General features: G+C 71.2%; 23 protein-coding genes. 7 read left to right on the top strand and 16 right to left on the bottom strand.

The window, feature by feature from the left end; translation table 11 throughout:
* Window positions 1-75: 75 nt before the first annotated feature.
* From D0Z08_RS16715 to D0Z08_RS16685, 7 genes are all read right to left on the bottom strand, one after another.
* The gene (locus tag D0Z08_RS16715) at window positions 76-672 is read right to left on the bottom strand and encodes a TetR/AcrR family transcriptional regulator (protein WP_245994043.1); all 597 of its coding nucleotides are present in this window, start codon (window positions 670-672) and stop codon (window positions 76-78) included.
* Window positions 673-693: 21 nt separating this feature from the next.
* The gene (locus D0Z08_RS16710; RefSeq protein ID WP_118926382.1) at window positions 694-888 is read right to left on the bottom strand and encodes a ferredoxin; all 195 of its coding nucleotides are present in this window, start codon (window positions 886-888) and stop codon (window positions 694-696) included.
* Window positions 885-2,423, bottom strand: a complete 1,539-nt coding sequence (locus D0Z08_RS16705) for a fatty acid desaturase (RefSeq protein ID WP_245994042.1) — start codon at window positions 2,421-2,423, stop codon at window positions 885-887. Before D0Z08_RS16705 ends, D0Z08_RS16710 begins: the two co-directional genes overlap by 4 nt.
* Before the next feature lie 81 nt (window positions 2,424-2,504).
* On the bottom strand, window positions 2,505-4,133 hold the full coding sequence (locus tag D0Z08_RS16700; protein WP_118926380.1) for a vWA domain-containing protein: 1,629 nt from the start codon (window positions 4,131-4,133) through the stop codon (window positions 2,505-2,507).
* Between the two features lie 33 nt (window positions 4,134-4,166).
* The gene (locus D0Z08_RS16695; protein WP_118926379.1) at window positions 4,167-4,574 is read right to left on the bottom strand and encodes a hypothetical protein; all 408 of its coding nucleotides are present in this window, start codon (window positions 4,572-4,574) and stop codon (window positions 4,167-4,169) included.
* Between the two features lie 22 nt (window positions 4,575-4,596).
* Entirely contained in the window at window positions 4,597-5,937 is a 1,341-nt protein-coding gene (locus D0Z08_RS16690; protein ID WP_245994041.1) for a cytochrome P450, read from the bottom strand.
* Window positions 5,924-6,232: a hypothetical protein gene (locus D0Z08_RS16685; RefSeq protein WP_118926378.1), complete on the bottom strand. Its 309-nt coding sequence runs from the start codon at window positions 6,230-6,232 to the stop codon at window positions 5,924-5,926. Before D0Z08_RS16685 ends, D0Z08_RS16690 begins: the two co-directional genes overlap by 14 nt.
* Before the next feature lie 174 nt (window positions 6,233-6,406).
* Here D0Z08_RS16685 and D0Z08_RS16680 point away from each other — a divergent pair, with 174 nt between their 5' ends.
* Together D0Z08_RS16680 and D0Z08_RS16675 are read left to right on the top strand one after the other, a co-directional pair.
* Window positions 6,407-7,699, top strand: coding sequence for a sensor histidine kinase (locus tag D0Z08_RS16680; RefSeq protein WP_118926377.1), 1,293 nt, complete (start codon window positions 6,407-6,409; stop codon window positions 7,697-7,699).
* Window positions 7,696-8,403, top strand: a complete 708-nt coding sequence (locus tag D0Z08_RS16675; RefSeq protein ID WP_118926452.1) for a response regulator transcription factor — start codon at window positions 7,696-7,698, stop codon at window positions 8,401-8,403. The genes D0Z08_RS16680 and D0Z08_RS16675 overlap by 4 nt, the downstream gene beginning before the upstream one ends.
* On the opposite strand, the gene D0Z08_RS16670 is transcribed toward D0Z08_RS16675, so the two are convergent.
* Entirely contained in the window at window positions 8,384-9,325 is a 942-nt protein-coding gene (locus D0Z08_RS16670) for a DMT family transporter (RefSeq protein WP_245994039.1), read from the bottom strand. The genes D0Z08_RS16675 and D0Z08_RS16670 overlap by 20 nt on opposite strands.
* Before the next feature lie 228 nt (window positions 9,326-9,553).
* Here D0Z08_RS16670 and D0Z08_RS16665 point away from each other — a divergent pair, with 228 nt between their 5' ends.
* Together D0Z08_RS16665 and D0Z08_RS16660 are read left to right on the top strand one after the other, a co-directional pair.
* Entirely contained in the window at window positions 9,554-10,165 is a 612-nt protein-coding gene (locus tag D0Z08_RS16665; RefSeq protein ID WP_118926375.1) for a TetR/AcrR family transcriptional regulator, read from the top strand.
* Window positions 10,166-10,233: 68 nt separating this feature from the next.
* A complete protein-coding gene (locus tag D0Z08_RS16660) occupies window positions 10,234-12,534 on the top strand; it encodes an MMPL family transporter (protein WP_118926374.1) in 2,301 nt (766 codons plus the stop codon).
* A 51-nt stretch (window positions 12,535-12,585) separates the two neighbouring features.
* Here D0Z08_RS16660 and D0Z08_RS32205 read toward each other — a convergent pair whose 3' ends face one another.
* The 5 genes from D0Z08_RS32205 to D0Z08_RS16635 form a co-directional block, all read right to left on the bottom strand.
* Window positions 12,586-13,017: an ABC transporter substrate-binding protein gene (locus D0Z08_RS32205; protein ID WP_182481351.1), complete on the bottom strand. Its 432-nt coding sequence runs from the start codon at window positions 13,015-13,017 to the stop codon at window positions 12,586-12,588.
* A 258-nt stretch (window positions 13,018-13,275) separates the two neighbouring features.
* The gene (locus tag D0Z08_RS16650) at window positions 13,276-13,569 is read right to left on the bottom strand and encodes a phosphatase RsbU N-terminal domain-containing protein (RefSeq protein ID WP_118926373.1); all 294 of its coding nucleotides are present in this window, start codon (window positions 13,567-13,569) and stop codon (window positions 13,276-13,278) included.
* Window position 13,570: 1 nt separating this feature from the next.
* A complete protein-coding gene (locus D0Z08_RS16645) occupies window positions 13,571-14,665 on the bottom strand; it encodes a sigma-70 family RNA polymerase sigma factor (protein WP_220454222.1) in 1,095 nt (364 codons plus the stop codon).
* A gap of 99 nt (window positions 14,666-14,764) precedes the next feature.
* Window positions 14,765-15,247, bottom strand: coding sequence for a glutathione peroxidase (locus tag D0Z08_RS16640; protein WP_118926451.1), 483 nt, complete (start codon window positions 15,245-15,247; stop codon window positions 14,765-14,767).
* Window positions 15,247-15,897 carry a nitroreductase family protein gene (locus D0Z08_RS16635; protein ID WP_118926371.1) on the bottom strand — a complete coding sequence of 217 codons (651 nt, stop codon included), beginning with the start codon at window positions 15,895-15,897 and terminating at the stop codon, window positions 15,247-15,249. Before D0Z08_RS16635 ends, D0Z08_RS16640 begins: the two co-directional genes overlap by 1 nt.
* 101 nt (window positions 15,898-15,998) lie before the next feature.
* On the opposite strand from D0Z08_RS16635, the gene D0Z08_RS16630 reads away from it, so the two are divergent.
* The gene (locus D0Z08_RS16630) at window positions 15,999-17,840 is read left to right on the top strand and encodes a carboxypeptidase-like regulatory domain-containing protein (protein ID WP_182481350.1); all 1,842 of its coding nucleotides are present in this window, start codon (window positions 15,999-16,001) and stop codon (window positions 17,838-17,840) included.
* A gap of 129 nt (window positions 17,841-17,969) precedes the next feature.
* Here the strand turns inward: D0Z08_RS16630 and D0Z08_RS16625 are convergent, their stop codons facing one another.
* Window positions 17,970-19,526: a phytoene desaturase family protein gene (locus tag D0Z08_RS16625; protein ID WP_118926369.1), complete on the bottom strand. Its 1,557-nt coding sequence runs from the start codon at window positions 19,524-19,526 to the stop codon at window positions 17,970-17,972.
* A 52-nt stretch (window positions 19,527-19,578) separates the two neighbouring features.
* Window positions 19,579-20,175 (bottom strand): TetR/AcrR family transcriptional regulator, encoded by a 597-nt coding sequence (locus D0Z08_RS16620; RefSeq protein WP_118926368.1) that lies wholly within the window; start codon window positions 20,173-20,175, stop codon window positions 19,579-19,581.
* 79 nt (window positions 20,176-20,254) lie between these two features.
* Between D0Z08_RS16620 and D0Z08_RS16615 the strand changes: the two genes are divergently transcribed.
* Complete coding sequence (locus D0Z08_RS16615; protein WP_118926367.1) at window positions 20,255-20,755, top strand: DUF2834 domain-containing protein; 501 nt, start codon at window positions 20,255-20,257, stop codon at window positions 20,753-20,755.
* Here D0Z08_RS16615 and D0Z08_RS16610 read toward each other — a convergent pair.
* On the bottom strand, window positions 20,752-21,171 hold the full coding sequence (locus tag D0Z08_RS16610; RefSeq protein WP_118926366.1) for a VOC family protein: 420 nt from the start codon (window positions 21,169-21,171) through the stop codon (window positions 20,752-20,754). The two genes, D0Z08_RS16615 and D0Z08_RS16610, sit on opposite strands and share 4 nt — an antisense overlap.
* A gap of 171 nt (window positions 21,172-21,342) precedes the next feature.
* Between D0Z08_RS16610 and D0Z08_RS16605 the strand changes: the two genes are divergently transcribed.
* Window positions 21,343-21,981, top strand: coding sequence for a hypothetical protein (locus D0Z08_RS16605; RefSeq protein WP_118926365.1), 639 nt, complete (start codon window positions 21,343-21,345; stop codon window positions 21,979-21,981).
* Window positions 21,982-22,049 lie beyond the last annotated feature (68 nt).

Here is a 22,049-nt window from a genome sequence, read left to right as displayed (position 1 = left end):
AGGGTAATTCGGAACCTGAAGTGCTGCGAACCAGTCTCGCGCATCAGGCGGCGGGTGCGGGGCAGACCGAGCTGATCAGCCGAGGACCCGCTCCGCGACCCAGGCAATGTCGTCGGCCGTGGTCGCGGGATCGGCCGACGGCTGCATCACGTGGCTCAGCACCAGCCGGACCACCATGTCGATGCTGGCGTCGAGCCGGTCGGCCGGGAGGTCGATCTGGTAGCCGGCGAGCCGCTCGCCGACGACCATCTTGGCCGCGACGAGCAGCGACTCGGCGTGCGTGGTCAGCAGCGGGAGGAGCTCGGTGTCGGCGCCGTGCGTGGCCGAGACGACGGCGTGCAGGAGCGGGTTCTTCTGGGCGTACTTGAGCACCCGCCGGGCCGAGTCGCGGATCGCCTGGACCAGGTCGGTGGGGTTCTCGTCGAACGAGCGGATGACGCCGGCGAGGAACCGGTCGAGCTCCCTGAGCACGACGGCCTCGGCGAGATCGTTCTTGGTGCCGATCTCGTTGTAGACCGTCTGCCGGCTCACGCCGACCTCGTCGGCGAGCCGCGCCATCGTCACCCGCGCCCAGCCCTCGCTGGTGATCACGGCCGCGGCCGCGTCACAGAGCCGGTCGCGCAGCGCACCGACCGGGACCGGGGGCGGCACTGCCGCGGGCTGGGCGCTCACACGCGCGAGGATAGACATCGATCAGTCGGTCAGCGACAGCGCCAGCACCGGGCAGGCCTGGACCGCGGCGTACACGTGGGCCCGGTCCTCCTCCGGCGGCGAGTCGTCGAGGACGTTGACCTGGTCCTCGTCCTCATCGACCTCGAAGTAGTCGTTGGCCATCGCCTCGCACATGCCGAGGCCTTCGCACTTCTCGAGATCCGCGACGATCTTCATGGGGCATCCACCTTCTCCGGGTCGAACGGCACGAAGTCGATCTTCTCGCGGACGCCGCAGTCAGGACAGCACCACTCTTCGGGAATCTCGGCCCATGCCGTGCCGGCCAGGAAGCCCTCGTGCTCGTCGCCCGCGGCGACCTCGTAGACATAGCTGCAACCCGGGCACCTCGCGGCCAGCACCTCGCCCTCGAACTTCTGGGCGAAGTAGTCGTCCTTGTGCACGTCGTGCTCGACCGGCGCCGGGAATTTCTTGAGGTACTTGTCGACCTTGCGCGGGTGGATGTTCGAGAGGGTGATGTCGCCGTCGAGGTGGTCGACGACGCGCTTGTCCATGACCTTGCGCCAGAGCGGCGGGAACAGCGCCAGGGTGAGCATGCCGGCGTACCCGGTCGGCAGGGCCGGCGACTCCTTGAAGTCGCGCAGCGTCTGGTACCGCCGGGTCGGGTTCGCGTGGTGGTCGCTGTGGCGCTGGAGGTGGTAGAGGAAGATGTTGGTGACGATGTTGTTGCTGTTCCAGCTGTGCATGGGCAGCACCCGCTCGTACCGCTGCTTCTCGCCGACCTTCTGGCGCAGCATCCCGTAGTGCTCGAGGTAGTTGATGATCTCCAGCAGCGAGAAGCCCGCGACGATGATCACGAGGCAGTAGGGGATGACCTGCCACCCGAAGACCGCGATGATCGCGCCGTAGAGGACGGCCGACATCAGCCACGCGTTGAGCACGTCGTTGCCCACGTGGAACGGGTGGGTGCCCTTGCGCTTGTAGCGCTTGGCCTCCAGCTCCCAGGCGCTCTTCAGCGAGCCGGACACGGTGCGCGGCCAGAAGGCGTAGAAGCTCTCACCGAGACGGCTGGACGCGGGGTCCTCGAAGGTCGCGACGCGGACGTGGTGGCCGCGGTTGTGCTCGATGTAGAAGTGGCCGTAGAAGGTCGGCGCGAGCGCGATCTTGGACAGCCACCGCTCGACCGACTCCTTCTTGTGCCCGAGCTCGTGGGCGGTGTTGATGCCGATGCCCATCACGCCGGCCGCGGAGAACGCGATCGCCAGCTTCTCCCACCAGGCCAGGTCGGAGTGGCCGTCCGCGTTCTGCATCGAGCGCACCAGGTCGGCGCCGAGGGTGTCGGCGGCCCAGTCCTTGATGCCGAACAGGTCGGTGACGTAGGCGATCGGGTTGCCGTAGGCGATGAGGTACATGACCGCCCACAGGATGAAGAACTGCAGCGGGAGGTACATGAAGACGATCCACCGGTAGTACCGGTCGTTCTCGAGCTCCTCGATCACGTCGTCCGGCGGGTTCGACGGGTCGAGGCCGAGGGCCAGGTCGAGGACCGGGATGATCAGGTTGACGAGGATCGGGCCGGCGAGCAGCAGCCACCACCAGTCGGTGTAGGCGTAGGCGACGACCGCCATCACGCCGAAGCCGGGAACCATCAGGCCGAGCAGCCAGAGGTACCGCTTCTTGTCCTTCCACACCTCGGTGGTGCCGTCGGGAACGGTCTTGCCGATCTGCTCGGGGCTCATCCCAGAGGTCTCCATTGATCTCTCCAAACGTCTTTGTTGACAAGACGGTAGTATTTGTCAACGACGTTTGACAAGTCTCCCGCGAATGTAAACCTCTCAGTCGACGTCGATCGCCTGCTCGACGAGCGTGAGCAGGTCGCCGGCACCAGGGACGTCGGCGTCGACCAGCTCCTCGGCCCGGACCAGGAGGCCGTCGAGCGTGACGGCCCGGTCGGCGTACGGCGCCCTCTGCTTGAGCACCTGCGCGAGGTCGGCGACGGTCGCCGCCAGCTCCAGCCGGTACGACGGCGCGGCCTCCGGGTTGTCAGGGTCCGCGGCGACCAGGTCGATCGCCACCTCCTCCTGCGGCGTGTCGCCGGTGCTGCCTGTGCCAATTGGGTTCCAGCGGACCGCCGCGTTGCCGATCACCGCACCGGGCTCGACGCCGGGCGCCAGCCGCACCTCGTAGAGCGCGGTCGCGTGGTGGCCGGCGCCGAGCTCGCCCGCGTCGGTCCCGGGATCGGTGAAGTCCTCGTCCGCGATCTCCCGGTTGTCGTAGCCGATCAGCCGGTAGGAGGTGACCAGCTCCGGGTCGAAGGTGACCTGGGTCCGGGCCTCGGAGGCGACCGGGGTCAGCGTCGTGACCAGGTCCTCGCCGAAGAGCTGCTCGGCCTCGGCGTAGTCGTCGACGTACGCGTAGAAGCCGTCGCCGAGGTCGGCCAGCTGCTCCATCAGGTGGTCGTTGTAGTTGCCGAGCCCGTAGCCGACGGTGACCAGGTGGATGGCGCCATCACCAGAGCGGCCCTCCTCCTGGATGGTGTCGATGATCGAGCCCGGCCCGGTGCTGCCGACGTTGGCGACACCGTCGGAGGCGAGCACGACCATGTTCACGGCGTGGGGGTCGAAGGCGTCCCTCGCCTGCTCGTAGCCGAGGCGGAGGCCGGCTTCGAGGTTGGTGCTGCCGCCGGGCTTCAGGCCCTCGATCGCCTCGACGATCGCGGCCGTGTTCGCCACCGGCGTCGGCTCGAGGATCGGTCGGGCCTGGTCCTCGAAGGAGACGACCGAGACCGTGTCGTCCGGGTTCAGCCGGGCGGCCAGGAGGGCGAGCGACGACTGCACGAGGCCGAGCCGCTCGCGGATGTCCATGCTGCCGGACCGGTCGACGACGAGGGTGATGTTGACCCGCGGCCGGTCGGCGGCGGACACCTCACGGGCGGAGACCCCGACCCGCACCAGCTGGGTGCCGTCGGTGAGGCTCGGAGCGAGGCCGGTCTCGGCCGACAGGCCGAGGTCGCTGTCGGTGGGGGCGGGGTCGTCGTACTCGTAGGCGTTCACCCACTCCTCGACCCGGATCGCCGCCCGTGGCACCCGCAGGCCGTCACGCAGGAAGGTGCGGGCGACGCCGTACGACCCGGTGTCGACGTCGAGCGCGAACGTCGACCTCGGGTCGGCGGTCGCGTCGACGAAGCCGCTGGATCCGTGGTCGCGGAAGACGTTGTCCTCGTTCGGCCCGGGCGGGATGGTGGGCTCGGCGACGTCGCCGGCCTCGCTCTCGGCCTGCGTCGAGTACGTCGGCGCGGAGCCGTAGTCGGTGTCGGTGTCCGAGTCGTAGTCGTCGTAGTAGGACCGCGCGTCGATGTCCCGTGGGGAGTCGGGGCCGGGCTCCGGATCAGTGCCGGTGCACGCGGCCAGGACGGCGGTGGAGAGGAGGGCGGCGATCGCCGCTGCGGAGATCCGAGGGTTCATAGGCCTCCGACGGCTGGCGCACGCGCGTGGTTCCTACCCGTTGCGCTGCCGCCGGCCGATGATCCACAGCGAACCGGTGATCCACGCGACGCACGGGCCGACGAGGAGGACCAGTGTCCAGGGCAGGAGCGGGGCGCTGGACGCCATGACGCCGGCGAGCGCGGCGACCCCCAGCGCGACCAGGCCCCAGGTCACGGCCGGCGACATCGCGGACCCGTCCGACGGACCGGTCTGCAGCGGCAGGAGGAACGCGAGGAACACCCCGAGGACCCAGACCCCCAGGGCCACCAGGAATCCCTTCCCGATGTGCTCGAGGCCGCCGAACGCGAACGCGGCAGCCGCTGCGGTGGCAGGCAGACCGAACCCCAGCAGGACGAACGCGGTCACCAGCGTCGCTTCCGGTGGCGAGTCCTGGCGCGGACTCGGGACGTCGCTCGTCACACGGGGAGGTTAGAGCAGAACATCACGTCGCAGGCACTCGCGCGAGGGTCGAGACAGGCAGGTACTCGTAGCCGCGGAGCACCCGGGTCGTCCGCCGCTCGGGCCGGCCGACCACCCGCAGGTCGGGATACCGGTCGTAGAGGGTGCGGAGGGCGACGGCGGCCTCGAGCCGGGCCAGGCTGGCGCCGAGGCAGAAGTGGATCCCGGCGGAGAAGCCGAGGTGCTCGGCCGCGTTGGGGCGTCGTACGTCGAAGCGTGCCGGGTCCTCGAAGACCTCGGGGTCCCGGTTCGCCCCGCCGAGGTAGACGAGCACCGCCTCGCCCTCGGCGACCCGCTCGCCGGCGACCTCGGTGTCCCGCGTCGCCGCCCGCATCGTCAGCTGGACGGGGGCGTCGTAGCGCAGCACCTCCTCGACCGCGTTCGGCCAGCCGTCGGGATCGGACTGGAGCAGCCGCCGCTGGTCGGGGTGCTGGTCGAGCAGAGCGACGGCGTTGCCGATCAGGTTGACGGTCGTCTCGAAGCCCGCGCCGAGGACCAGCAGCCCGATGCCGTGCAGCTCCGCCCGGGTCAGGTCTGCGGCGTCGGGATCCTGGAGCACCTGGCTGAGCAGGTCGTCACCCGGTGCCCCCCGGAGCCGGTCGAGGTGCTGCTCGAACCACGCGTTCATCTCGCGCAGCGCGGCGGCGGCCTCGCGGTACTGGGGCCAGCTCAGCCCCGGGTCGAGGGTGGTCGCGGCGTGGTTGCCCCAGCCGAGCACCTGCTCGCGCTCGTCGTCGGGCACGCCGAGGATGTCGGCGATCACCGCGACCGGCAGCAGCGCGGCGTACCGCCCGACCAGGTCGAACGTCGGCTCGTGCTCGAGGTCGTCGAGCAGTCGGGTCGCGACCGACTCGACGCGGTCGGCCATCCGGCCGACCTTGCGCGCCGTGAACGCCCGTGCCACCAGGCGCCGGTAACGGGTGTGGTCCGGCGGGTCGACGACGAGCATCGACGGCGGGTCGACCGGGCTGAGCGTGTCGGGATCGCGGACCAGCTGGTGCAGCCGCCGCAACGCCGGCGGCAGCTCGCCCTGTCCGGCGCCGGTGCCGAAGTCGTCGCTGCGCAGGATCGCGTTGGCGACCGCGTGGTCGACGGTGCCGGCGACGAAGCCGTTGCGCACGACCCGGCCGTCGCTGCGGATCTGCTCGTACGACGGGTACGGGTCGTCGTAGAACGCCCGGTCGGTCGCGAGCCGCGCCATCAGGTCGCCGCGCTGGGCGGCGCGGTGCAGGAAGCGGCGCTGGATCCCGTGGGCGAGCGTCCAGGCGGCGTACGAACGCGGCGTGCTGGTGACCCGGTCGAGCGCACGGTCAAGCAACGGCACGGTGCCCACCCTGCTCCTCCGTGGCCGCGCGGTCCAGGATCCGCAGCATGGTCTGCGTCCGCTTCTCGACCCGGACGCGCTGCTCGTCCCACGCCGGCTCGGGCGAGTCGGTGTCCAGCTGGGCCTGGCGGGTCAGCTGCCAGCGATAGCGCAGGGCAGTCACCAGGTGGTCGCGGTCGCCGAACAGCTCGGCGAGCTCGTCGTTCCACGGAAGGGTGGCCGTCGGGTCCGCGACGAACAGGTCCTCGATCTCGCGCATGATGTGCCAGCGGCGCTTGGTCTCGCTCCAGGTCATGGTGCTCACCGTCCTCGGTGATGGGTGTGGTTCTCCGGTGACCAAGACGCTATTCGGTAACGCCCCCTCCGGACATCGCCCGAGGGCAGGCACTTCACTGCGACCCTGGTAGGAGGCGGACTCACCCTCTGGGGTCGGATGACGCCACCCCCTGAGGTGCCTACGCTGAGTGGTGTGAGTTGGACGATCCTGCGCAGGTTCCATGCGCGCATCGAGGAGCAGTGCGCTGCCCGCGGGATCCTCTACCCCTGGTGGGTTCCGATGATCGGCTTCGGCGGCCAGCTGACCTGCGTGGGGATGGCGCTCTACCTGCGGGACGCGCTGTGGACGCCCGACCCGCTGCTGCTCGCGCTCCCCCTGGTCCTCCTGGCACCGGTCGTCCAGCTCGGGTTCGGCAAGTGGCTGCCGTGGTGGCTCGACTCGCTTCCTGCGCTCGCGGTGGCGGGCTGGCTGCTCTCGGTGGCGCCCGATCTCGACCGCGCGCCGATCGACGCGGCTCCGGGTCTGCTCGCGTTCGTCGTCGCCGACGTCACCGCTCGTGACGGGGTGCGACCGGGCATCGCCGTCGGCGGCATCTCGTACGGCATCCTCGGCGTGGGCGCCGTCCTCGGGCCCGGCATCGTCGGCTTCTCGGTCCACGCCATCCTGCTGGAGGTGGGGTTCGTGGTCGGCGCGATGCTGCTCTGGCAGATGCGGGCACTGCTGGCTGAGCGCCAGCGGCGGGAGGCGACCTGGCAGCAGGCGACCACCGCCGAGCGTGAGCGGATCGCCCGCGAGATCCACGACCTGGTCGCGCACTCCCTGAGCGTCACGCTGCTGCACATCACCGGCGCCCGCCACGCCCTGCGCGACGTCGTGACCGGGGCAGTGCCGGCCGACGATGCCGTCGAGGAGGCCGACTCCGCACTCGCCGACGCCGAGCAGGTCGGCCGGCGCGCGATGACGGACATCCGGCGCACCATCAGCACCATGGCCGAGGGTGCCGGCAGCCGGCAGGCACTGCCCGGCGCCGCCGACATCGCCGCGCTGGTGCGGGAGGTCGACCAGGCCGGCCTGCACGTGGAGTACGACGAACGCGGCGACCTCGCCCAGCTCGCCGACGCCACCGGGCTCGGCCTCTACCGGATCGCGCAGGAGTCGCTCGCCAACGTCGCCAAGCACGCGCCCGGCAGCACCGCCCGGGTGGCGCTGTCCGTCTCCCGCGGGAGCGCCCGGCTCGTCGTACGCAACGAGCTGAACGGGACGCCCCGGACGCGCCGTGCCGACGGGCAGGGGTCGGGGCTGGCCGGCATGCACGCCCGGGCCGCGCAGCTCGGTGCGTCCCTCACGGCCGGTCAGGACGGCGACGAGTGGCTGGTCGACGTACGACTCGGGCAGCGCAGCGGCGGCGTCGAGCTGCCGTGCGGCCACACGATCCCCGGGCTGGGCCGGGCGCCCGGCGTCACGCCGAGCGGGGCGGTCTCGTGAGCGAGCCGACCACGCTGCCCGTGCGGGTGGTGCTGGTCGACGACCAGGAGCTGGTCAGGTCGGGGCTGCGGCGGATCCTGCGGCGCCGCGACGGGTTCGAGATCGTGGCCGAGTGCGCCGACGGCGCCGAGGTCCCGCGCACGCTTGCCGGGCTCTCTGCACAGTCGGGCGACGGCGACCCCGGGGTCGACGTCGTGCTGATGGACCTGCGGATGCGGGGGGTCGACGGCATCACCGCCACCCGCCGGCTCGGGGCCGACCCGGACGCGCCGCCGGTCCTGGTGCTGACGACGTTCGACGACGACGAGATGCTGTCGGGCGCCCTGCGCGCCGGCGCCGCCGGCTTCCTGCTCAAGGACTCCTCCGCCGACGACCTGATCCGCGGGGTGCGCGCTGTCGCCGCCGGCGACTCCTGGCTCGACCCGGCCGTGACCGGCCGGGTGCTGCGCAGCTACCGCAGCAGCGCTCCCAACACCCCTGTCGACCGCGGCGTGGTCGACGCGCTGACGCCGCGCGAGGTCGAGGTGCTGCGGGCGATGGCGATCGGCCGGAGCAACGGCGAGATCGCGGCCGACCTGGTGATCTCCGAGCTCACGGTGAAGAGCCACATCGGCCGGATCTTCACCAAGCTGCACCTGCGGGACCGGCCGGCGGCGATCGTCTACGCCTACGACCACGGCCTCGTCAGTCCGGCGACGTCCTGACCGCCCCCGTCGGCCCGGCCTCGGCCACCGGCTCGCGACCGGCTCCGGCGACGGCCGCCAGCACGAGCAGGATGCCGAGCGCGCCGAGCACGCCCACCCGCTCGTCGAGGAACAGGGCGGCGACGATCGCGGCGGTCACCGGCTCGAGCAGGCTGGCGATGACCGCCGCCGTGCTCGACGTCGTGCGCAGGCCCGCGTAGAGCAGGCCGTAGGCGAGCGCCATCGTCATCACGCCGAGGTAGGCCAGCGCGCCGAGCGCCACCGGGTCGCCGGTGGTGAGCGGCCCGCCGAGGAGCAGGGCGACAGGCACGAGCGCCACCGCGCCGGCGGTGGTCGCCACGGTCGTCAGCGCGAGCGGATCGGTGCGTTGCGAGAGGGGGCGCCCGAGCGCGGTGGTGGCGGCGTACGTCGTACCGGATGCGACCGCGAGGGCCACTCCCAGCCACGGGTTCGGCCCGGTGGACTCCTGACCGGCGGCACCGCTGACCAGCACCAGGCCGGCGAGCGCGGCGGCGAGGACGAGGAGCCGCCGTACGCCGGGATGCCGGCGGTGGTGGGCCGCCTCCGCCGCGGTCAGCAGCACCGGTGCCAGGCCGAGGCTGACGACGGTCGCGACCGTGACCCCGACCTCGACGACGGCGCCGAAGTACAGCGCCTGGTAGGCGCCGGTGCCGACGCCGACCAGGCACGCGGTGCCGGGTGAGGAGCGCAGCAGCGCCACGAGCTCGGCGCCGCGGCGCAGCAGTACGACCGCCGCGGCCAGGGCCACCGCCGCGATCAGCATCCGGTAGCCGCTGATCGTCACGAACGACATCGACGCGTGGTCGCGGATCACCTGCAGGGTGATGCCGCCCGTCCCCCAGAGCACCCCGGCCAGCGAGACCTGGACGATCCCGACCGGGAGGGTGTGGGTCGGGTTCACAGCCGCTGACGCTATCCCGTGAGTCGGCGCGTCTCGGACGGTGCAGGACGCCGAGTCGGCGCGTCTCGGACAGTGGAGGACGCCGAGTCGGCGCGTTCTGAGATGAGCCGACTCGGCGGGGCTGGCAGTCAGATTTGCGCCGGCTCGACGTGAGTTCGGGTCCGAGATGAGCCGACTCGCGCTGCCTACCGAGAGTGACGACCGTCACAGTTTTGCACTCTACGCCCGATGAGTGCAAAGATTGCTGCCATGACCGCGGCGGGCACCAAGTGGGAGGCACGTCGGGTGGAGACCACCCGGCGCCTCGAGTGGTGCGCGCTCGAGCTCACCCGCGACCGCGGCTTCGACGGCTGGACAATGGACGACCTGGCAGCGGCGGCCGACGTGTCGCGCCGCACGGTCTTCAACTACTTCGACAGCAAGGCCGCCGTCGTGCTCGGTCCCGACCACGAGCTGCCCGACGAGACCGTCTCCGCGTTCGTCGCGGGCGGCCCGACCGGCCACCTCTTCGACGACCTCGTGCACATCGCGAGCCAGGCGCTGCAGGAGAAGAGCGCCGACCTCGAGCTCGTCCATCTGCGCCGCAGCGTGATGTGCAAGGACCCGCGGGTGATCGCGATCGCCCACGAGCGGTTCGAGGTGATCACCGACGACGCGATCGAGATGATCCTGCAGCGCGAGGGCCAGGAGTACGGCGCCCAGCGCGCCCGGCTGCTCGTCCAGCTGCTGATCACGATCGTCGACTCCGTGCTCGAGCGCTCCGAGCCCGACCTCACCCGCCCGCTGCCCGACCTGATCAACGACGCGGTCGGGGACGCCCGCGCCGTACTCAACGCCTAGTCACGACGGCCCGCCGCAACCCGGCGCCCGTTCTATCCGCGCACGCCCACCAGGACCAGGAGATCCCCATGGCCCGCATGCTCTACCGCCTCGGCTCGACCGCCTTCCGGCGGTGGCCGTTCTTCATCGCCGGCTGGCTGCTGTTCGCCATCCTGCTCGGCAGCGTCGCCGCGGCGTTCTCCAAGCCGATGTCGGACGAGTTCACCATCCCCGGCATCCCGTCGGAGCAGGCGGCCGACCTCCAGCAGGAGCTCTTCCCCGAGGCCGAGGACGCCTTCGACGACGCGACCGTCAACGTGGTCGTCGCCGCGCCGGAGAGCCACACCCTCGCCGAGCAGCCGTACGCCGCCGCGATCGCCCACCTGATCGCCGCGATCCCGTCGCTGCCGCAGATGAGCGACGACCCGGAGGCCAACCCCGGCCTGGTCGACCCGAACGTGGCCGCCGCCAACGCGCCGCCCGCGTTCAGCCCGCTCTCCGAGGACGGCCGGATCGGCATCCTCAGCTTCTCGTGGGACGTCGACTCCCCGGCCGACATCAAGCCGACGACGATCGAGGCCGCCGAGGAGCTGTTCGACGAGCACTCGGGCGACGGGTTCGTCGTCGAGGCCAACGGCGCCGGCATGCAGGCGATGTCGCCGCCGGGCGGCGCGGCGGAGCTGATCGGCATCGGCATCGCGCTCGTCGTGCTCCTGCTGACGTTCGGCTCCGCGATCGCCGCGGGCATGCCGATCATCACGGCCATCTTCGGCGTCGCTCTCGGCATGACCGGCATCACCGCGATGACCGCCATCACCGACGTCGGATCCAGCACCCCGATGCTGGCCACGATGATCGGCCTCGCGGTCGGCATCGACTACACGCTCTTCATCCTCGCCCGCTACCGCAACGAACTGCACCACACCGACGACCGCCGGCACGCCGTCGGCCTCGCCGTCGGTACGGCGGGCTCGGCGGTCGTCTTCGCCGGCCTCACGGTGCTCATCGCCCTGTCGGCGCTGGCGATCGTGCGGATCCCGTTCCTGACCGCGATGGGCCTCGCTGCCGCCGCCACCGTGCTGATCGCGGTGCTGGTCGCGCTCACCCTGCTGCCCGCGATCCTCGGCATGCTGAAGTCGTGGACGTTCCGCGGCCGGGTCCGCAAGGAGCGCGTCAAGCGCGACGAGCAGGGCCTGGTCCTCAACAACGGCGTGCGCTGGGGCTGGCTCGTCGGCCGCGCGCCGATCGCCTTCGTCGCCGTGATCGTGATCGGCCTGGGCGCGCTGGCGATCCCGATCGGCCAGATGTACCTCGCGTTCCCGACCGACAGCACCGCGCCCAGCGACACGACCCGCCGCCAGGCGTCGGACCTGATGACCGAGGCGTTCGGCCCCGGTCGTGAGGGCCCGCTGCTGGTGGTCGTCGACGGCCGCGACATCGCCGACGACGAGCAGCGCCAGGCCGCGTTCGACGACGTCGCCGCCTGGGCCGGCGGCCAGGACGACGTCGCCAACGCCCAGCTGGTCGCGACCAACGCACCGGTCGGCCAGGACGGCACCCCGCAGGGCGTCGGCACCGGCGCGATGATCCAGGTGACGCCCGAGTCCGGCCCCGACGACGAGGCCACCCTCGACCTGCTGCAGGCGCTGCGCGACGGCCAGGGCGACATCGAGGAGGAGACCGGTACGACGACCGGCGTCACCGGCCTGACCGCGATCACGACCGACGTGTCCGACCGGCTGACCGGCGCGCTGCCGCTGTACCTGACCGTGGTCGTCGGGCTGGCGTTCATCCTGCTGATGCTGGTGTTCCGCTCGATCCTGGTGCCCCTCACGGCGACCCTGGGCTTCCTGCTGTCCGTGCTGGCCACCCTCGGCGCGACCGTGGCGGTCTTCCAGGAAGGCGCGCTCGGCATCTTCGAGGGCCAGCCGATCGTCAGCTTCATGCCGATCTTCCTGATCGGCATGGTGTTCGGCCTGGCCATGGACTACCAGGTGTTCCTGGTGACCCGGATGCGTGAGGCGCACGTGCACGGCCTGTCGACCCGCGAGGCGGTCGTCGACGGCTTCCGCAACAGTGCGAGGGTCGTCGTCGCGGCGGCCACGATCATGATCGCGGTCTTCGCCGGCTTCATGCTCGAGGACGACGCCGTGGTGAAGTCGATGGGCTTCGCCCTGGCCGCGTCGATCCTGTTCGACGCGTTCATCGTCCGGATGGCGCTGATCCCGGCCGTGCTCTACCTGCTCGGCGAGAGGGCCTGGTGGCTGCCGAAGTGGCTGGACCGGATCCTGCCGAACGTCGACGTCGAGGGCACCTCGCTCGAGCGGGACTCGGTCCCGGTCGCGCAGGAGACCCAGGTCGAGAAGGAGCTGGCGCCCGCTGGTCGCTGACCCCCACGTCGGACCCGGCCTGTTGGCCGGCCCGGTCCGACGCGGGTGGGGTCAGGCCGCGAGGCCGAGTCCGGCGAGCAACCGGTTGAGCAGGTTGGAGATGCCGGCGAGCGGACCCCCGCCCGGGTTGTCGAGCAGCCCGGCGATCGCGCAGAGGAGGTTGCCGAGCAGGTTGCCGGCACCCGGCACCGCGGTGATGTCGAGGCTGATCGGCGACAGATCGATCACCAGGCCCAGCAGGTCGAGGTGCAGCGGGCCGAGGTCGAGGTTGAGGATGCTGCACCCGGCACGGCTGCCCGGCCCGTCCGCGCCGGAGGTCGTGAGCTCCTGGATCGACGCGGTGAACGGCGCCCCGCCCTCCGGGATGCCGGTACCGGTGACGGTGCCACTGAGCTGCAGGACGTCGCCGACGACGGCGGTCGTGAGGTTGCCGAGCGCGCCGGTGAACGCGGTCCCGTCCGCGAGGGTCCCGGTGACCGGCAACGTCGCGCCCGTGGGTCGCGGCGCCTACGCCGTCACGGCGGTCTCCGGAGCGGCGGTTGCTGGTGGGGCGGGCAGGGTGGCGACGGCGCTGCCGAGTGCGACGGCGGTGAACGCCGCCATGAGCTTCATCCAGATCATGGATTCCTCCTGGGGCTGGTGATCGATCGGTGCCCGGGATCTCCGGGCCTCCACGGATGAAGAGCCCGCGGCACCGCCCGCATGACGCACCTCCAGAGGGAAATCTCGCCCGGTGCGCGATCAGTCCGCGCCCTGCGGCGGCTGGAGCATCTCGACCGCAGCGAGCACCTCACCGAGGAACTCCCCAGCCCGGTCGACGATCTCCGCGACCTCGTCGGGCGCCGCGTCGCTGAGGACCTCACCGAGGATCTCGTGGTGGATCTGGGCCAGCACGAGCACGCCGGTCCGCTCGGTCACCGCGACGCGGCCGAGGTCGTACGCACGCACGAGCGGATCCTCCGCCCGCCTGGTCAGGTAGCACAGGAAGGCCGTCCGGTAGTCGCGCCGGAGGTCCGCTACGCGATGGCCGGCCATCTCAAGCCGAGGGAGCAAGGCCGGCGGCGGGCGACCGGCGCCACTTCGTCATCGTCACCGTCGTGCCCCGGCCGGGACGGGTCGTGAGGTCGAAGTCATCCATGAGGCGCTGGGTTCCCGGCAGGCCGAGGCCGAGGCCGTCGCCGGTGCTGTACCGGACGGCCATCGCCCGCTCAGGGTCGAGGATGCCGGGCCCCGCGTCGCGGATGGTCACGCGCACGCCACTGCGCCCGTCGGCCGTGACCCGCTCCACGAGGAGCTCGCCACGGTCGGCGAAGGTCACCACGTTGCGGGCCATCTCGGAGACGCCGGCGGCCAGGACCGTCAGGTCGGACCCAGCGAGGCCCGCCTCTCGCGCGACCCGTCGTACGGCGCGGCGCGCGGCGACGATGTCGGCGTCCTGACGGACCGGCACCCGTACGTCGGCCGCGCGCTCCTCGTCCAGGTCGAGGAGCGGGACGGCGACCCGGGCGCAGAAGTCGCACTCCAGGCGGTGTCCTTCCGCGTCGGCGGCCCGCTGGCGGCGCCGGTCGCGCGCGGAGAAGGCGAGCAGGACCGTGCGGCAGCGCTCGGTCGGCGGCTCGGGCTCGTCGGCCAACAGGTACTCGACGCGGAGCCTCGACCGCAGCCGGTGCAGGCGCGCCCCCACCGCGGCAGCGGTGGCCCCCCGCCGCTCGGCGAGGACACCGAGGCTCGCGCGCTCCGCCTCGTGGGCCACCAGCAGGTCCCGGTCGTCCGGGCTCAGCTGGTCGAGGACCCGGGACATCGCGACCCGGTTCTCGGTCACCACCACCTGCTCGTCCGGGCCTGCGACCTGGCCCGGGTCGTGCAACCGGGGCAGGCAGCGGTGCAGCCGCTCCCGATCACGCATCAGGCGGGCCACCAGGTGTCGCGCGGTCGTGATGGCGTACGCCTCGGCGGTCCTGGCGTCGATCCGCTCGCCCGCCTCGATCACGCGGGCGAGCGTCTCCTGGACCAGGTCCTCGGCGTCGGCCTGCGGCACCCGCCCCGCAAGGACCCGCTGGACGACCGGCACGAGTGCGCCGACGTCGACCGTCTCCGGGCAGGCTTCGCCCGTCCTCCCTCGTGCTCCCACGATCTACGCTCCCTCCCCCCATGCCCTCGGCGGGGAGGTACCCATCCGCGCGGAAAGGTGACGCCCGCGACGAGAATGGCTGTCGGGAGCGCGGGCCGATCAGCGGGCGAGCGCGGCCTCGATGTCGGGGCGGATCTTCCCGGGCTTGGTCGTCGACCCGAAGCGGTCGATCACCAGGCCGTCGCGACCGACGAGGAACTTGGTGAAGTTCCACTTGATCGCGCCGCCGAGCAGGCCGCCCTGCTCGCTCTTGAGCCACTGGAAGAGCGGGTGGGCGTCGTCGCCGTTGACCTCGACCTTGGCGAACATGGGGAACGTGACGCCGTACTCCTTGTCGCAGAACGCCGCGATCTCGGACTCGTCACCGGGCTCCTGGTGACCGAACTGGTCGCACGGGAAGCCGAGTACGGCGAAGCCCTGGTCGGCGTAGTCGTCGTGGAGCCGCTGCAGACCCGCGTACTGCGGCGTGAAGCCGCACTTCGACGCGGTGTTGACGAGGAGGACGACCGATCCGTCGTACGACCCGAGATCGATCGCCGCGCCGTTGATGTCCGCCGCTTTGAAGTCGTGGAGGGTTGGCATCACGCCATTGTTGCAGGTGCCCACGGCACGCCCCACGCGTCGCCGTACGCGATCTCCGCGAGCTCCTTGCGGACCCGCACCCGGTGCTCGCGCTGCTGGTCGCGCTCGGAGACCTCGGCGGGGTTGCCACGGACGCCGACCGCGATGCCGGCGACGATCCGCCAGTACGGCGGGAAGCCGAGCCGGTCGGAGACCGCCTCCTTGTCGAGCCCGCCGAACTGGTGCGCCCACAGCCCCATCGCCTGTGCCTGGAGGGTGAGGTGCGCGGCGGCCTGCCCGAGGCAGTAGATGTTGATCGGCACATCGACCGGCTTCTCGGTCTCGGCACGGTCGGGAGCGTCCGCGACCTGGGTCGCAGCGAGGAACACCACCGAGGCCCGGGGCACCCACCCGGAGTTGCCGCGGCTCAGGTGCGGCACCAGCGCCTGGTGGGCGACGTCGCCGCGCTCCGCCACCACGAACCGCCACGGCTGGAGGTTGCCGCTGCTCGGCGCCCACTGCGCCGCGTGCAGGAGGCTGACGATCTCGGACGCCGACAGCCGGTGCCCGGCGTCGAAGATGCTCGGGCTCCAGCGGGAGCGCAGCGGCTCGGTGAGCGCCTCGGCGCCGGGCATCGGCGCGTGCGACTCAGCGTCCGGCTCGTCAGGCATGCCGCCCAGTATCCCGATCATCCTCAGGGATGAGTCCGTTGCAACCATCCGCGGACCGGTCGCGTCCTTCACCCGCAACCCCACTGGAAGAAGGAACCACCGTGACCACCCCGCGCTTCACCCTCGCCGCAGCCGCGGTCCTCACCGCCGGCCTGGCGACCACCCTCCCCGTCCTGACCTCCCCCGCAGCCGCTGCCGACCCGAGCGGGCTCGGCTGGGTGACCGGCGTCGTCGTCGACCGCTCCGGCGATCCCGTCGAAGGCGCGCTCGTCAACGTGCTGCCGCCGCGCGAGATCCCCGAGTTCGGGATGCTCGACGACACCACCGACCGGTGGGCGGTCACCGACGCCGACGGCAAGTTCCGGGTGCGCCAGGACCGGCACGGCTTCCTCGTCCAGGTCTGCGACCACGACGAGGAGCGACGGGCGACCTGCACCCAGCTGACCGAGGCCGACCACCTGATCCGGTACGTCGGCCCCGACGGCCAGTACGACAGCTGGCTCCAGCACACCGACCTGTACGACGCCAGCGGCACCGACCTCGAGGTCGGCACGATCGAGGTCCAGCCCACCGCGAAGATCGAGGGCACCCTCACCGGCGCCCGCTTCGAGAGCATCCAGGTGATGCGGCTCAACGACACCAAGAGCCTCGACGGGCAGACCGACGGCGAGGGCCGGTTCTCGATCGACGGCCTCGCACCCGGCACCTACTACCTGCGGGCCGGCGGCTTCGGCACCGTCCCGTGGGAGTCGGACGCGGTCACCATCGACGCCGAGAACCCCGGCCACGTGGCCGGCACGCTCGACCACGGCACCACGCTCGCCGGCACGGCGGTCGACCGGCGGACGGGCGACCCGGCTCGTCGTACCGAGATCTTCCTCGCGCACAGCAACGGCGACCTGATCGCCAGCCTGTTCACCACGCAGCGCGGGACCTTCCGGTTCACCGGCCTCACCCCGGGTGAGTACCAGGTCGGCGTGCTGCGTCAGGGCGGAGCCTTCATCCTCGGCTCGACGCCGGTGACCGTCGCGGACGGCGACGACCGGGTCAGGGCAACCGTGCCGCTGACGCGCGGCGCCAGCGCCACCGTGCACCTGCGCGGCACCGAGGGCCGGGTCGACAGCGAGCTGCGGGACAGCCGCGGCAACGTGCTGTACCCGAACCTGATCCGCGAGGACGGCACCGCGACGTACCCCGGCCTGCGCCGCGGCACCTACACGCTCGCCGCCAAGGACGGCGACGGCTACGGCCTCCGCACCTTCCGGGTCCGCAGCCTGCGCGCCGCCTACGACCTCGGCAGGCTGCGGCTCGACAAGCCGCTGCTCACCCTGCGCGGCCGGACGGCGCCGCACGCGGTGGTCGAGGCGACCACGAGCGACCTCTGCCCCGTCGACACGCCGTTCATCAACGGCGGCTTCCACGAGATCGAGCAGGCCGACGCCGCGGGCCGCTACGTGATCCGCGGCCTGGTGCCCGGTGAGTGGATGGTCGCGGCGGACGGGTTCCCGCACAACTACACCGCCGTCTGCCACGAGGACGTGAAGATCTGGGCCTCGCGGCGGTACGACGTGCCCCTCGCCACCGGTCACACCCTCACCGGCCGCCTCGTCTACGAGGGCACCGACCTGCCGGTGATCACCAACATCGGCTACGAGGTCAACTACCCGGCCGGCCTGGTCACCAACCCGACCACCGAGCACCCCACCCGGGCCCGCACCCGTGGCGCCTCCGGCGAGTTCACGATCCAGCGGCTCCCGAGCGGGGAGGCCACCGGCGGCCTGGCGGTGACGCCGCGCGACGAGGTGTGGGCCCGCAGCCTGTGGGTCTACTTCCCCACCCAGCCGGGCACAGCGGGCTGGCTCGAGGCCGAGCAGCAGCAGCTCACCGTCGACGGCGACATCGACCTCGGCGACGTCGAGCTGGTCCTCCGCGGCGCGGCGTAACCCCCGGGGGACCCTCCTGCGTGACGTCATGCAGGGTGACGCGGCAGTTGCCCTGCTTGACGTCCCGCAGGGCGACGCGGCGGTTGCCCTGCTTGACGTCATGCAGGGTGACGGCCCGTCGGCCGCGGGTCAGCGGCGGGCCAGGACGGCCTGGGCGGCGTTGTAGCCGGGGATGAAGGTGATGCCGGGGCCTCCGTGGCAGCCGGCCGAGCCGAGGAACAGGCCATCGATCCCGTGCGGCAGGTCGTTCCAGCCCGCCGGGCCGGGGCGGTAGGGGCCCATCTGGTCGGGATGGATCAGGCCGTGGCACCAGTCACCGGACGGCGCTCCGAACATGGTCCCCATGTGCTTCGGCGTGAACGTCGTGTGCTTGAGGATGAGGCTCTCGAAGCCCGGTGCGATGCGGGAGATCTTGTCGATGACCCGCTGCCCCATCTCGGCCTTCCGGGCGCCGAAGTCGCCCGCGTCATCACCCTCGACCGGGAACCAGAGGGAGTACGCCGACGCTGCGTGCTTTCCGGGCGGCGCGAGGCCCGGGTCCTGGGCGGACGGGATCTGGAACGCGACGGCGGGATCAGCCGGCACGATCCCGCGCCGGCAGTCCTCCCACTGCTGCTGCAGCTCCTCCGGCGTCGAGAACAGCCCGATCGCGCCCTGCATCCTGGGGTCGTTGAGCAGCTCGTACGGCGCCGCGAACTCCGGCGCACCGTCGAGCGCGAAATGCATCTGCACGTAGGAGCCGCGGTGGTCGACCCGCTCGAGCCGCTCCCGCACGGCCGTCGGCACCGCATCGCCGACCAACCCGTTGAGGGTCAGCCCGGGGTCGATCGCCGACACGACGATCGGGGCGTCGTACCGGACGCCGTCGGCGGTGCGGACACCCGCGACGGCGCCGTCGACCGTGACGATCTCCGCCACCGAGGTGGCGAGCAGCAGCTCTCCGCCGGCGTCGGAGTACAGCCCCTCGAGGTGCCGGGTGAGGGCGCCGATGCCGCCCTCGAGCTTGGTCATCAAGGATGCGCTCTCGTCCGGGACCGCGAACCCGTAGGCGAGCCCGGCGGCACTGCCCGGGGTCTCGGGCCCGCGGTACTGGGAGTTGCAGGCCAGGAAGGCGAGCATCCCGCGCAGCGCACCGTGCTTCTCCCGGTCCGGGACGAACCGGTCGATGACCTCGCTCGCGGAGCCGAAGAGCAGGTCGGTGATCGCCTGCCGTTCGGCGTCGGTGGTGGCGACGGCGTACATCTCCTCGAGGCTGCGCGGTGCTCGGTCCGCGTCGAACCGGCCGAGCGCCCGGGTGGGCGCCTGGCTCCAGGCCGCCAGCTCGGCCATGCCGACGACGACCTCGGAGCCGTGCACCTCGTCGAGGTGGGTCATCAGCTCCATCACGTCGGTGTAGTAGACGAGCGGCGGGTCCCCGATCCCCCGCATCGACACCGACATCACCTCGAGGGGAACGGTCGGCAACGCATCGAGTCCGAGCGCGGCACTGACCACCGCCGAGGTCGGGAACTGCAGGGACCCGGCGATCTCGAACCGGAAGCCCTCGAAGAGCTCGACCGTCGACGCCATTCCCCCGGCGTACCGCTTCGCCTCCAGCACCAGCGTGCGGAGGCCGGCCTGCTGGAGGAGGACGGCAGCCGTGAGTCCGTTGTGGCCGGCACCCACCACGATCGCGTCGTACACCATCCGGCGAGGTTGGCATCCCCCGGCAGGTTTCGTCAATAGTGACAAAACATCATCAGCGCACGGGGAGGCCGTCCGCGATGGAGGTGAGAGCCGTGCGGCACAGCTCGGCCAGGTCGGCGAGCGATCGCTCCTCACGCTGCATCCAGACCTCCATGCCCGCGAAGACCGCGGCGGCGACGCATCGCGCGGTCACCGTGATCGCCAAGGCCTCGTTCCCGGGGTCGTCGGAACGATGCTCCAGGTGGTCGCGCACGGCGTGCGCGAAGTCAGACTGCACCTCGCGCATGTGGCGCACGATCCGGCTCGGGTCGAGCTCGTCGGCGCGCAGGCTGGCGATCTGGGTGACGGCGTCGACGTCGTAGGGGAAAGCGAAGATCGCGGCCTGGACGGACTCGATGACCGGTTCGCCGTCCGGCCGGTCCGCGAGCGCGCGACGGAACCAGTGCAAGCCGGCGTCGTAGTCAGCGAAGAGCAGGTCGTGCTTGGAGCCGAAGTGGCGGTAGAACGTGCGGAGCGAGACGCCGGCGTCACGCGCGATCTGCTCGGCCGAGGTCTCCTCGACCCCTTGGGCGAGGAACCGCACCATCGCCGCGCGGCGCAGCGCCTCGCGGGTGCGCTCGCTGCGCGCGGTCTGCGGAGGGCTGGCCATGCGCGGCATCGTAGGCGACCACGCATCGCGCGTTCTGTCACTATTGACAAAACTGGTACGACGGCGTGACCCTCGGGCGATGGTCTCCCTCATCGTGCACGCGGTGCTCGGCATCGCGGTCGTGCTGTGGATCGTGCGGTCCAACCCTGCGATCTTCCGGCGTCCCGCAGCCGGCCCTTCATTCTCCACCCTCGAGATCGCCTATCTCGTGGTCGGTGTCGTCTCGATCGCGCTGGGGTGGTGGTTCAACGTCACGTTCGTCCTCGACTACGGGCCGGACCGCGCGTTCTTCAACCCGCTCTGGGGTGACGGTAGCTGGGCGCAGTACCTGGAGCTCATGTTCGACAACCCAGCGGCCGGCTCGGCCGGCGCGGACTTCACGGTCGCGAACGTCGTGGTGCTGCCGCTCCTCACCATCGTCGACGGCCTGCGCCGCGGGATCGCGCGGCCGTGGCTGTTCTTCGTCGCCACGCTCTTCACCAGCTTCTCGTTCGGGTGGGCGTTCTACCTCTTCACCGTGGAGCGGCAGCGGCGAGTGGCGGCGTCCTCCGTGAGCGACCTCGCTCCTGTTGTCCCCTAGGCGGCGCCGCCGCCGATGTTGACCATCCAGCTGATGCCGAAGCGGTCGGTGACCTGACCGAACTCGTCGCCCCACACCTGCTTCTCGAGGGGCACGTTCACGGTCGCTCCTTCGGAGAGCGCCTCCCAGTACTTGCGCACCGTGTCGGCGTCGTCGCCGTCTCCGGCGAGGCTGATCGTGATCTGCGACCCCGGGGTGAACTCCATGCCCTCGGGGGTGTCGGACGCCATCAGCGTCAGGCCGCCGGGTGTGGTGAGCTGGCTGTGCATGACCAGGTCGGCGCCCTCGGCGTACTTCTCGCCGTACTCGCCGAAGGTGTTGATGGTGAGCTCGCCGCCGAAGACCGACCGGTAGAACTCCATCGCGTCGCGCGCGTTGTCCTTGAAGCTGATGTAGGGGTTGAGCAGCAGTCCCATCCGTGGTCCTCCGAGGTCGAGGGGCCGGTCGCTCCGGCCGACGGGACCCAACGTACGTGTTCGACGGCCTTGGGTGCGTAGCGATCGCGGATGTACGTAGGGAGCTGCGCGGAGAGAGTTGTGGTCAACGACAGACCCACCCGATCCTCTCCCACCGAAAGGCCCGCAGCCATGAACATCATGAACAAGCTCAACTACTCCAACGTCGCCTCCACCGTGGCGCTCGCCATCGCCGTCAGCGGCGTGGGCGGCGTCGCCTACGCCGCCGGGGTTGCCAACAACTCCGTCGGCTCCCCGCAGATCATCAACGGCTCGGTCCGCGCCGTCGACCTCGGCAACGACTCGGTCCAGGGCCCGGAGGTCCTGGCCGGATCCCTCAACAAGAGCGACCTCAACTCGTCGACGCGGACCGCGTTCACCGACGGCTCGGACGCGTACTACGACTCGCTGCAGTTCCACAACATCAGCTCGGGCAACGCGGACAAGACGATCTTCAAGTTCGAGGTGCCGGAGGGCAAGAACTACCTGGTGACGGCGTCGGCCAACATCACCAACGGCGGCGACGTCAACGACTTCAGCTGCGAGCTCACGCAGCCGGTCGGTGAGTACAGCAGCACCATCGCCACCTCCGAGGTCCGGGTCGCCCCCGGTGGCGACCTCGGCACGATCAGCCTCACCGGTCTCGCCATCGACTCCGAGGGCGGCGGCGAGATCACCATGACCTGCGAGGGCCAGCAGTCGCCGTACTCCGGTCAGGTCGTCGACCCGAGCATCGTCGCCGTCGACCTCGACAGCGCGACCTCGAAGTAGGGCTCCCCTGCCGCAACCCACGAAGCTCCCGGCCAGATTCGTCTGGCCGGGAGCAACTTCTTTCATGC

Source organism: Nocardioides immobilis (assembly GCF_003515065.1).
GTDB lineage: Bacteria > Actinomycetota > Actinomycetes > Propionibacteriales > Nocardioidaceae > Nocardioides > Nocardioides immobilis.
The sequence above is the reverse complement of the archived record's forward strand: the minus strand, read 5'-3'. Positions and strand labels throughout refer to the sequence as shown.